The sequence below is a fragment of the Pontibacillus yanchengensis genome (genome assembly GCF_009856295.1).
Lineage (GTDB): Bacteria > Bacillota > Bacilli > Bacillales > BH030062 > Pontibacillus > Pontibacillus yanchengensis_A.
In genome coordinates this window covers 380,424-392,303 of the sequence record NZ_WMEU01000003.1, presented here as the reverse complement: position 1 = coordinate 392,303, position 11,880 = coordinate 380,424, and the positions used below count along the sequence as shown (strand labels likewise).

The 11,880-nt window shown below is 31.2% G+C and carries 12 protein-coding genes and 1 pseudogene; all 13 read right to left on the bottom strand.

The window, feature by feature from the left end:
- Positions 1-86: 86 nt before the first annotated feature.
- A pseudogene (locus tag GLW08_RS11785) lies at positions 87-227 on the bottom strand (class I SAM-dependent methyltransferase); the annotation flags it as partial.
- 84 nt (positions 228-311) lie between these two features.
- On the bottom strand, positions 312-497 hold the full coding sequence (locus tag GLW08_RS11780) for a hypothetical protein (protein WP_160848842.1): 186 nt from the start codon (positions 495-497) through the stop codon (positions 312-314).
- A gap of 167 nt (positions 498-664) precedes the next feature.
- The gene (locus GLW08_RS11775; protein ID WP_160848841.1) at positions 665-859 is read right to left on the bottom strand and encodes a hypothetical protein; all 195 of its coding nucleotides are present in this window, start codon (positions 857-859) and stop codon (positions 665-667) included.
- A 556-nt stretch (positions 860-1,415) separates the two neighbouring features.
- Entirely contained in the window at positions 1,416-2,669 is a 1,254-nt protein-coding gene (locus tag GLW08_RS11770) for an aminopeptidase (protein WP_160848840.1), read from the bottom strand.
- A gap of 34 nt (positions 2,670-2,703) precedes the next feature.
- Entirely contained in the window at positions 2,704-3,465 is a 762-nt protein-coding gene (locus tag GLW08_RS11765) for a hypothetical protein (RefSeq protein WP_237458415.1), read from the bottom strand.
- A 634-nt stretch (positions 3,466-4,099) separates the two neighbouring features.
- The gene (locus GLW08_RS11760) at positions 4,100-4,942 is read right to left on the bottom strand and encodes a tyrosine-type recombinase/integrase (RefSeq protein WP_160848839.1); all 843 of its coding nucleotides are present in this window, start codon (positions 4,940-4,942) and stop codon (positions 4,100-4,102) included.
- Positions 4,943-5,270: 328 nt separating this feature from the next.
- Positions 5,271-5,738: a hypothetical protein gene (locus tag GLW08_RS11755; protein ID WP_160848838.1), complete on the bottom strand. Its 468-nt coding sequence runs from the start codon at positions 5,736-5,738 to the stop codon at positions 5,271-5,273.
- A 548-nt stretch (positions 5,739-6,286) separates the two neighbouring features.
- Positions 6,287-6,886 (bottom strand): hypothetical protein, encoded by a 600-nt coding sequence (locus GLW08_RS11750; RefSeq protein ID WP_337193932.1) that lies wholly within the window; start codon positions 6,884-6,886, stop codon positions 6,287-6,289.
- Positions 6,887-7,240: 354 nt separating this feature from the next.
- Positions 7,241-7,594, bottom strand: coding sequence for a hypothetical protein (locus GLW08_RS11745; RefSeq protein ID WP_160848837.1), 354 nt, complete (start codon positions 7,592-7,594; stop codon positions 7,241-7,243).
- A gap of 171 nt (positions 7,595-7,765) precedes the next feature.
- Positions 7,766-7,846, bottom strand: coding sequence for a hypothetical protein (locus GLW08_RS22425; RefSeq protein ID WP_423808656.1), 81 nt, complete (start codon positions 7,844-7,846; stop codon positions 7,766-7,768).
- A 75-nt stretch (positions 7,847-7,921) separates the two neighbouring features.
- Positions 7,922-8,647, bottom strand: a complete 726-nt coding sequence (locus tag GLW08_RS11740; protein ID WP_160848836.1) for a hypothetical protein — start codon at positions 8,645-8,647, stop codon at positions 7,922-7,924.
- A 9-nt stretch (positions 8,648-8,656) separates the two neighbouring features.
- Positions 8,657-9,598 (bottom strand): hypothetical protein, encoded by a 942-nt coding sequence (locus tag GLW08_RS11735; RefSeq protein WP_160848835.1) that lies wholly within the window; start codon positions 9,596-9,598, stop codon positions 8,657-8,659.
- 364 nt (positions 9,599-9,962) lie between these two features.
- Entirely contained in the window at positions 9,963-11,873 is a 1,911-nt protein-coding gene (locus GLW08_RS11730) for a TnsD family Tn7-like transposition protein (protein ID WP_160848834.1), read from the bottom strand.
- Positions 11,874-11,880: the final 7 nt, after the last annotated feature.

The following is an 11,880-nucleotide window of genomic DNA, read 5'->3' as shown; positions in this document are numbered from 1 at the left end:
GTATTATCATTCCCTCTGCCTAAAATCCATTATATGGGGCCAAATAGGATACTAATTTCTCGTAAAGGAGCGACATAACTGACAGGTGTTCCTGTTGCAGGTTCAAGAATATTTCCTTCAACAGAACTTAATCGATCTATGTAAAATTCTACATCCCCAAATGAATGGCCCACTGGTTTGTCCATATCATATACTTCTGATGATAAACTGCTATAATAGCCTAACAAACTACTCACTCCTTATAATGATGTTATAAATAGTTAAATAACTTATTCTTCAACCAACAACGCAACCTATAGTTGAAGAAATAATTAGTTGTTTTCATTCTCAAGTTCATTAACTCTCTTTTTAAGATTTGTAATTTCAGCTTTTAAATCATCTGTTGGATTTTTGCTTCTTTGTGCTACTCTTTTAATAATCAATATTCCTAGGCCAATAAATACTGCGAGTACTAAAAGTGCCAATATTAATCCCGGAATTCCGATACTGGTAATCATAAAATGCCCCCTTATTTAACACATTTTTAGATTAACATAAATATCCATTCTATTTTAGTATTATTTTTCTACTTTAGTTCTTAAATAAAAGAGCGCAACCTCTGTTATTACAGATTTGCGCCCTTATCATGATCAGTTGAAATTAAGATAGTTTTCATTCTATGGTTTTAAAATGGCCCCCCACCTCTTCCTAAAGATTTACCTTTTTCAGCTTTTTTATAGGCATCTTCACTTGGTTTCTCCATCTCTGTAACTTGTTTCCTTTTTGAGTACACTTTTTCTTTTTTGAATTCTCTATACTTAAAAATTCCTATTACTAATACAATACTTCCTATAGCGAAGAAAGGTATTAAAGTACTCATATTATTTACTCCTCTTCAATTTTATAAGTTTATCTAGTAAAGGTGTAACTACACTTTCCATACTTTCATTTTCAAGTTCATTACCTTTCTTTTTAAGGTTTGAAATTTCTGCTTTTAAATCATCTGTTGGTCTTTTTTATTCTTTGTGTTACTCCTTTAATAATCAATATTCCTAGACCAATAAACACTGCAAGTATAATAATTGCCAATATTAACCCTGGAATTCCGATACTGGTAATCATAAAATGCCCTCTTAAATAAACACATTTTTACATTAACATAAATATCCATTATATTTTAGTATTATTTGTTTTACTTTTGGGTTCATAAATAAAAGAGCGCAACCTCTGTTATTCCAGATTCGCGCCCTTATTTGGAAGACTTGAATTCAAGATAATTTGGTAAATATAACCTTCAACTATAGCACCTGTTTGTTTAAGTACATTCTTTCACAAACATAACCCTTAATCTCCAATTGTTACAGGAATGCTATCCAATTTGTCTTCATTATAACTAGCACTAAGTATAATCCACCAGAAATCCGTTTTCTCTGTTTTTAAAATTGGAAATCCCCATCCTTCATTAGCAGGACTTTAGATTCACCTTCTTTAATACCCTCTACTTTCATATCTCCGGTACCAAATGTCACATTGACTAACAAAATTGAAGTATTCAAACCCGCTATCTTCAACTCTTCCTCAGATTGGTCAATGCCATTTTGAATATTGGAGGGAGATGCATTTCCGATTCCAATATGACAGGACGTATTTTCATCAAACAAGGTATTGTAAATAAGAGTATCTGCCTGAGAAAGAGGAGATTTATTAGATACTAAGGCAATTTCACCAAGATAATGTGAACCTTCATCTGTTTCAATGAGATTTTGTAACACTTCCTGTCCCTTTTCGGCATAATAGTCAGTAATCCGTCCATCTTTAAAAATTAGATAAAATTCATCAATGACACTTCCTCCATAGATAAGAGGTTTAGTACCTACCAATTTGCCATTCACCTTATTTTTATGGGGAGCAGTAAATATTTCTTCCGTAGGAATATTCGGAAAGAAAGGTATTCCATTTTTATCTATGACCCCCCCACCGATATACAGATGATTTTTAGGTAGACCAACTAGTAAATCAGTTCCACGGCTATTTGTAAAATGCAGGGCTTCAAATTGGCTCTCGTTTAGGAACTTTTTTCGAGACTCGAAGGCTCTATTATGACTCTCCCAATCTTTTATAGGATTTTCCCCATCTGCCCGAGATCCTTTTAAAATTAATTTCCATAATGATTGTAAAGCTTCATCTGTAGTTAGGTTAGGAAATACTTTAGTTGCCCATACAACGTTTGGGACAGCTAGGAGACACCAGCGTACCTCGTGGGATCTAATTTTCGCATAATAATCTCTTAATTTGGTACGAGAAGCTTTTTGGTATCGAGTTACCCTTTCTGTAGAAACTTCATCAAAGACATCTAAGTTTTCAGAAATAATATGAATGTAAGCAGCACCTGCATCCTCCCACTCCTTAAAACGGGCAGCCTGCCAATCAGGAAAATGATCAATGAAACTATCTGCTGCATTCATGTAAAATTCTTTAGTGGACTGTTCATCTGTCCAATCTATAAATACATTTGAAGCTCCTGCCTCGTAAGCTACCGTTTGGATCAGACGTGCAAACGTAGCATTTTGTATATCACTATGAATAACCAATAATTGATTTTTCTGCAGATTTACACCAGCTTGTACAGCAAGTTCTGCATACTTTTTTAACTGTGTTTCACTTACAAATTCATATATATCTTTAATCATTTAATATCTCCCCTGTGATAGCTAAATTATCTATTTATCCATTACTTAAAGATTTAATATTAGAATTTATCTCCTCAATCATTCCTTTTGGATTATCAGTCCTAAATATAATATTTTTAACATATTTCTTTCTTCCATATGAACTTTTCATTAATTCAGGTTCTTTTAAAAAGATTTCATACTGTGGGGAATCTAAATTCAACATTGCATAATATGTATCTTTAGGTGTTTTCTGGCCAATTCCACCTATTTCTTTAGCAGTTTTTATACTCTCTATATTTCTTATATTCAATTTAATACTGCTCTGGTATCCAAAGCGAATGACGACTTTTTCATGATCGATAATATGAGGTAAAAATATCACAGATTTATATAGTCCGATTATATAAAGCAAAGCGTAAATATTTATTATAGTAAAAATCCATGCTGCTAAAACACTCCATATTTGAATGAGAAAATGAAATAATATTCCTTCCAATATAATTAGAATTGAAAATACGATAACAATAGTTTTAATTTGAGAAGTTTTATGATATGAGAATATTTGTTCATTATCCCTAGCAATAGGCTTTTTAAACCATCCTACAATTGAATAGTAGAAAACACTAAGTTCCGTTACAATCGCTTCTAAAACAAAACCATCTCCAAATTTGGGCTCAAGTGACATTTTTGTTAATTCAATAAAGTCATGTTCTTTCCTATTCTTATTCCTCTTATAGCTTATGAAACTTTTTATGATAGTATATAAAACCGCAATTACAATACTAATTTCTACAGCTGGTATAAGCCAGAACAAGATTTGGTTGAAAAACTCCTTTTGCGAAGTAGGTATTATTAAATGTGCGGTACCCAAGCAAACAATAAATGTTAGATACACTACTATTTTCGGAATAAAAGCAGGACGTATTAGAAACCAATAGATTAACATTGGAGGTAAAATTATTAAGGTTAACGTTAAAAAAGTAACTATAAAGTTGCTAATATTATTTAATCGTAAGATAAAGTAACATCCTCCCATAAAACTCATGAGTGTCACAAGCAAAATGGAGACGTAGATTCTTTTTATATCAAACCCTCCCTATATAATTGTAATAACTTTTTTGTTCCCCACAGCCAGTTTGTTTTAGTACATTTCTCATCAATCAACTTGAATTTTAACACATATTCCCAGTTAATAATCCGTTATATTATACAATCAAGACAAAAATAAAGGACACAACATTGTTCCAGGTTTGTGCCCAAATATGGAAAACTTGAATTCGAGATAATTTATCCATTAATCCTATAGTTAATATACTTAAGCCTCCGGATGCGCAAGAATTCACAAAAACATAATCAATATTATGCTTTATGAATTCAGTAATAAATTACAAAATCATTCATTGTATTTAATAAATGTAAAAGAACACATTCTATATGAACGTGTTCTTTTAAAAGTATTTCGTATATAAATCATGTCTCAGTTTACCGCTAAGCTGTGCATATAGTTTAGTTGTTTCGCTCTTTTCATGACCTAATAGACTTTGAATAACTTCTACAGGTGCTCCATTGTTGATCATATGCGTAGCATAGCTATGTCTTAGTTGATGAGGATGAATGTTTTTATTAATACCGGCCTTACTTGATATCCGTTTAATGATATAACGCAACATATCGCTGCTTATTCTTTTCTTAGGTCTTCTTTCCGTTAAAAACAAACAAGGATCATCATCCTCCCGTTCCTCCAAATACCTTTTTAACCATAATGAACAACGGGTATTGTAATAGACTTCTCTTTCTTTATCCCCTTTGCCATGTACGATTACAGAATTTGTTGAAAAGGATATATCTTCTCGATTTAACTTTACTACTTCTCCAATTCTACAACCTGTTGAATAAAAAAATTCAAAAATAGCATTTTCCATAGACGTTTCACATGCTTCTCGAAGATGTTCTATCTCTAGTTCCGAAAGAAATTTTGGAATGCGCTTTCCCAATTTAGGTTCCTTCAATTTAACTGCGGGGTTCTTATCAATAAATCCTTCATCATAAGCCCACTTAAACAAGCATCTTACACAACGGACTCTATGACCTAAACTTGAAGGTTTTAATAGTTCGCTTGACTCTACTAAATAACTCTTAAGATCGTCTGTTGTTATGGTATTCATATCGATATCACCAAAATGTCGAATTAACATTTTATACTGATTACTGTAGGACTTCATTGTGAAAGGGGAATAACCTTCGATTTTTTTATCTAGCTGGTATTTCTCCCATACTACAGATAGAAGCATTATCTTCACTCTCCTAGAATTGAACCCAAATCACCTAAATATTAGTATTCACATATCCCCCACTTTCATACAAACCACAGGAGAAAGAAGAGATCATGATAATATGGAGCTTGAAAGTGGGCTGGTGTTAAGTTTAGAAGGGGGGAGACGCTTATAAGGTATAATTTAACAGTTTAGATGCCTATTAACTCTAAAAAGCCCATCTGATTAATTTAAAATCATGGGCTTTTTTAGGATAGTTATTGAATTACTGTCCCCTGTTTTATAAAATGAAACACTATTTCAGTTAAATTAATACCTCTCACTTGAAGTGGAGATCCCTCTAAGGTTATTCCTTACCTTGGTTATAGGATTTGAAATTATCAAGGGAAGTTTTTAACTGTTTTATGTGATTATCAAGGTTTTCAATTTTATTATTTTCCTCGTTATGAACCTCATTAAGCACATTCCATAATTGGTTAAATTCATCTTTATAGGCTTTGACAGCTTTACGATCACTCTTATTAGAATAAATAGTTAAAGTGATCATTTGATGATTTTTTATTGCGTCTAAAGAATTATAAAGAAATGGTTGTATAGTGTTGAACTCATATTCATCTATATCGTTAATCTCTTCTAGAGCTTTAATATGTGATTCCACAGTATTGTACAGGGATTCCATGGATTGATTAAGTTCATCAGATTGTTGACTATTAACTCTTTCAAGTTGAAAGCTAAGAATGGTGGAAACCATTAACGATATTACACATGCTGTAATTAATAGGGTAAGAAAAATCTTTTTCTTTGTAATATTCAATAGAATTCAACTCCTATATTCCTGTGATTGTATGGTCTAATGTTGCTACTCTAGTTCTCAAGTAACTTTATAACCAGGATAAGGATTTGCTTCACTACCAGTGGTGCATCTCATATCATAGTGGGCGTTAAATTGGACTTATCCTGTTGTAAAAATAAAAGCAATCCATTTATTGTAAATTATGTTAGCGCTTATGTCCAAGTTTTTTCAAGATAGTTCCTCCAAACATAAATATCCAGTTTATAATCAAATTTACGTTCAAGACAAACAAAAAAAGGCTCTCCTTTTTCCAGGAAAGCGCCCTTAACAGAAAACTTGATTTCTAGATATCCTCAAGTTGATCAATAACAAGTAAGCTTTTAAACTCCTTAAAGTGAGTTGAATTTGGATAAATATTTGCGCCTAAAGAAATGTAAAATTAATTACTATCTTTCGTATCTTTTCAAATTTAGTTTATGTTGAAATGTTCTGCTTCGTTAGCACAATAAGCGATAACCAATGTCCGGCTATCGTCCCTATATCCTGAGTATATGAAATCGAGATATAGATTAAATTTTTAGATAACTTTTCTTATCTAAACTATAATTGATGACTTTATTTGATTTATTTAGTTTTAATTTAACATCTACATATCTACTAGTAATTAAGTAAAATGTTGTACCATCATGTTCGTTATATTCTGACTTTATTACTTCCAAGTCATTTATGCTAACTTCGCTTAATTTTGCAGCTATACCTAATACAGAACCCTTATCAAAACTATCAATTACATGCATTTCTGCTTCATCTGATTTATTTTTTTGGAAAAAATCGTAGATGTAAGCGCCTATTATAGAAGCAGGTATATTACTCAACCATAGTAGCAATTCTACTTCCCAATTAGATGCACCTTTCTCAAAAATCTTTTCAGAATGTGTAATTTTTATTTCCTGTCTAAACTCATTATGTAATTCATTTATCAAATTCTGAGTCAATTTCTGATCAAATTTCGAAACATGAACTAGAGTATCCACCATGTTAGAATCAAAGCTAGGATAATCAATTTCTTCGCCTTTGCTCTTTAGATACTCTGTAATATATGAATATTCACTAGTATCAAACAATTCTATTCTTACAAAGATGATGTTATCAAAACCGTTAATATACACAGAAAACCCATCACCTATACCAAATCCTATCTTACTGTGAATTTCTCTGGAGAACTCATCTAATTTCTTATCTAATTGATAGCATAGTGTCTTTAAGTGTACATCTTCTTTTGGACCAAAACCAATCTCATCCCAAACTTGTTTATAAATATCTACTATAAACTTATTAATAATAATTCCCCCCTCATTAATACCATTTTCCTCTAAATCTTCTTCTCATTAAAGAAATCACTATATATATACTAATTATCTCGAAACTGAGTCTCCCGTTAGCCTTATTCCAGGTTTGCGCCCCTTATCAGGAAGACTTGAATTTGAGATAATCATCAAATTCCCCTCAACTATAATTCCCTGTTAGTTTAAGTTCATTAAGTCTTTTTGGAACTTTTCAGGATCGACTTTTATTGTCTTTATTTCTTTTAATGGACTATATGTATCGTTTTCAATATCGAATGAGACCCTGTAAAATTTATCTTTTAAGATCAAGTTCCATACATTTTCATTTTTAACTTGTAACTTTATGTTTCTTTTGTTGTTCTCGACTATAGTCAACACTTCTATATATCTCTCTGTATCCTCAGTGTTTTTTTCAACTACTTTTCCAGTTGCCATAATAGTTTTGGCATCTGTTTCTTCTGCTTCAGAACATGCGGTTAAAAGAATTATACAAGATAAAACAACTCCAAACCTTTTTAATACGGATACCAAAAAATCGCACCACCTTGTTTACATTACATTTTGATAGTAACTTTCCCAAAGTATAAAGGGACACAACTTTTTATTTATGATTCGCGCCCGTTTACTGAAGAATTGAATTCAAGATAATCTCAATGAATATTGTTAGTTATATTATATTTGACTAGACAGATTAGTCTAAAATCAGAAAAACAAAGCAAACAGGTTCCAAATTGCATGGGCAACAATAGGAACTAATAAATTTCTATATCGAATGGCAAGAATTTCAAGAATAATTCTAATTTAAGATTTATTGTCACTTCTGGAAGAATATATGAAAACAAAACGAAGTTCTCTGTATTAAGAGTAGTAATCCCTAAAGTATTTTTTAACTTCCTCTTTATTATCGGAATTACTCCTTTCTACAAACTCAAATAACTGCTTTATGAATTCCTCTTTAGATATTCTATCTTTCATTATAGAATTCAAAATAAAGTCGATTCTAATTTCATTTGCCTCATAATGTACGCTATTTTCATAATCGTTAATGTTGCTATAAGTGTCAGTAATGTAAAACAATCTTATAATGTTACTGATTAAACTAATCGCATAAAAAATAATAAACGTAAAGAAGTATAGGAAAAAGGACAAAAGAATATAAAACACAATTTCAGGAACCAACTCAAAGCTAGTATATAAAGAGAAGTGAAGCAAAAGGAATATCATTATTCCAATTCCGATATTAAAGGCTAAAAATTCAAAGCTAATGAATATCGTTTGAATAGAAGCAGTCGGATTGATTTTTTTAATGGTAGCCAATACTTCTTTGTTCAGTGCACTAAAAATTATTGCTACGCCTGCAATGATAATGCCTAACAAAGAAATTAAAGCTTGAATTATATTAAGGGTTATATCTTGTAAAACTTCAACGTAAGTATCGAAAGACCCATACATATCAAATAGGTAAAAAGCAAAAACAAGAAGAATTGATATGATAAGGGAGGCTTTACATTCAAATGAACGTATATTTATATAATCTTTCCACTTTTTATTAGTGGAAAATCTATCAAGAATTCTAGTTTTCATCATGTCCTCCTACAATATGTTACTTACAAGTGCATTTATTTTACCTTTACATATTTTAGCAAAATCAAGTAAGCCTGAAGGTTTTTCTATTTTATCTTTAACAGGCTTACTATCGTTGGTTGTATAAAACCTTCCGCTTTTGTTTGTTGCTTCTACATTTACATATCCTTTTAGTGTGGCTTCATCACTAGATAATTTTGAGTGGATTTTGTCTAATTGTTCAATCTCATTGTCAATTATACTTGAATCTATGTTTAAGCCTTCAGGTGCCCTTGAGGTAAACAGTATACTTCTTTGTGTTACATTCCCATCTTTATAACTATCTAAATATTCTTCACCATTGTTTTGTATGCTATCAAGCAGTTCGTCATCTGGATTGGGAGGCATTATTTCTATTCTTAAAGTTTCTAGTTCACCTATTGATTTCAACTGTTTTTTAATTTCGCTTACATTTAGACCTTCTCTTAATAAAGATACTTCAAAGTAATATTTTTCATTCTTAGTTGACATACATTTATTAAGCAACTTTTTAAAGACATCATTAAATTTAACGTAACCAAACCTACTAGTTGTATTAAAGGTTATTATTTCTTTATATAAGTCATAGTGAAATTCAATTCCTTCCGTGTGTTCGGCGGGAATTTTTTTGATTTCTCCAGTCTCTCCATTCTCTTCACCTATAAAAATTGTCATTGTTTTAAATACCTTACCTGTTATTGTGAAATCTAGTTCATCCTTAAATTTCTCAATAGACTTAAACTTATAAATTTCTTTATGAGTGTATGGATTTCCCTCGTCATCCATTTGTAATGCTTCACTCACATATTCCACATCATCCTTAATTTTTACATATAGTTCTTTTATAATCCGTTCAAACTCTTTTTTATCCTCATATACACGTAAAATATGGGAGTTAATATTCACTTTTGAAAAATATAATGTTTTACTCACAAAAATCATCCTTCCACATAAAACCATTTTGCTTCAATTTAGTGTCATACCGTAATTACCTACTCAATTTTACCATAAAAACCCATGTAATCTCTTCACATAACTATTCAGTTTAACGATTATCTCGAATTCAAGTCTTCAACATAATGGCCCTTATCTTGAAGACTTGATCTCAAGATAAATGAATAAATATCACAATTAATACATCGGATTGCTAACTTATTCATTGGTCACATATTGATGACACCCGTAATTAGAAAAAAAGTTAGATCGGATGAATAATATGTTATACACACTCTTTTACAAAATACGCTATAGTATTCCAATGGTCTCGGTAAGTAAGATTAGATCCTCAAAATACTTACTATAATACTTCATTATAGAAATCATCTAGCATCTTCCTGATATGCTTTTTAGCGTCATCAGAAATTTTATTGTAATACCCCACTTTGTGTGTCATATTTTTCGGTTTATATTGAGCTCCTAATGGTAGTTTACATTGGTGGTCTAAAATCATTTTAGCTTTACGTATCGCAAACTGGTCATTAGTCTCTTTTACTTCATTAATAAAATCGAAAGTCTGGGGCAATTTAGCTTGATATTTTTTATTTATTTTTATATTAGCTTTTATTGTTAGCGTATTGTGAGAAATTTTTTTAGGTTTGTATTCTTTTAAAAGTTCTTTATAGGCTTCTTTTAGAATTATTAAATATTCTTTATCTCTTTGTTTCCAATCCACAACTTCTATATTTTGCATTGAACCTGCTTTTTTGTAATCACGGGAATCCAACCATTCTCTATCATATCTTCTTAACCTCTTAAATAACGCATAATGTTCATTTGCGAGATCCGTTTTGGTTTTTAATTTATTGTTTATAATTAGTGCTTCCCATTCTTCTCTATCCCTTTTTTGATTATATTTTTTAGTACTCGATCCCTTTTGTTGTAATGGCCCATTCATTTCTCTTTGAATCACTTTCCTTATTGAATTTTCGGGTAACCCTAGTATCTTTGCGGTTTTCCAAAATGATAAATTCTCTTTTAAGACCATACTAATAATTTTCTCATCTAAATTTTTTCCAACTTCTATCAATGAATCCCATTTATAGTTTGTGAAATCGGATGGAATACAATGATTTCTGTACTTTAGGCCACAAAATGTACAACTCACATGAAAAGTATGATTTCCACTAGACTTCGAGTGGTGGACAACTATGTAGTTATTTTTATAAAAGTACTCACAGAAAGCGTTAAGACATATGAATTGTGCTTGTAATGCATCCATATTACATGCTGGGTCATGAAAATATTCATGACCCAGCTCTATTAATTCCCTTATGGAGTTTTGTTCCAAATCGTAATTCATCTTTTCACTTATAAAGTGGAGAAATAATATATGATATATAGGATGTTGTACACTATCTTTAGCATTCCATAGTTTTTCTAATGAGGTAAAGTTGAAGGCTATTTTTTCTTCCAAAATATTTATAATTTTCAGTCCGTAGAATTCTGTAATATCCATGTACATCTTTTCTTTATATACGTTCGCCTCATATCCGCCATATCCCGCTTTTTTAATTAACCCAATGTACGATTTTTTATACTTTGGCTTGTCCCAATTTCCATTCATTTCTTCAGTAGAAATTTTTAGGCTTAAGTGAGATAGAGGGTTGAATTTTGAGACCAATTCCTCGATATCCAATAGTACATCACTATCATTGACTACGGATTCATCTAACAATTGTAAATATCTCGGATTTCTTGGGACTTTGCTAATGTGTAATGATTTATTATGAAAAGGACAAGTGAATACTCCAGGTATTTGATGAATCCAGTACCAAGAAGCTACCCCAGCTTCTTCAATCTCTTTTTCATAACATGACATACAAAACTTTAAATATTTCGGTTCAACTATATCAGAAGCTGCTTTACCAATTTGAAGAGTAATCCCATGCTTATAAGGTTCATGAATATAGTTCACTAATAGTTTCTCTTTAATTTTTGTTTCGTGGAAGAATGAATAGTAATTAAAACTGGTATGATGGGTTACCCAATCTTCTAGCTGTCTATAGAGGGAGAATTCTGAGGTAGTATAGTGTAAGTTTGAAATAATGGTGGGTAAATCCACATTAATACCTGACAGGGCTGCTTTATCCTTGTTTAGTACTTTTTCGAATGTTGCTCTTATCTCAGTATGTCCCATCATCTTATGATACTTTGCCATGATAGAATAAACTGTTTCTCCTTTGCTTACGTTAGGAAAACCTGAAATCATTTAATCC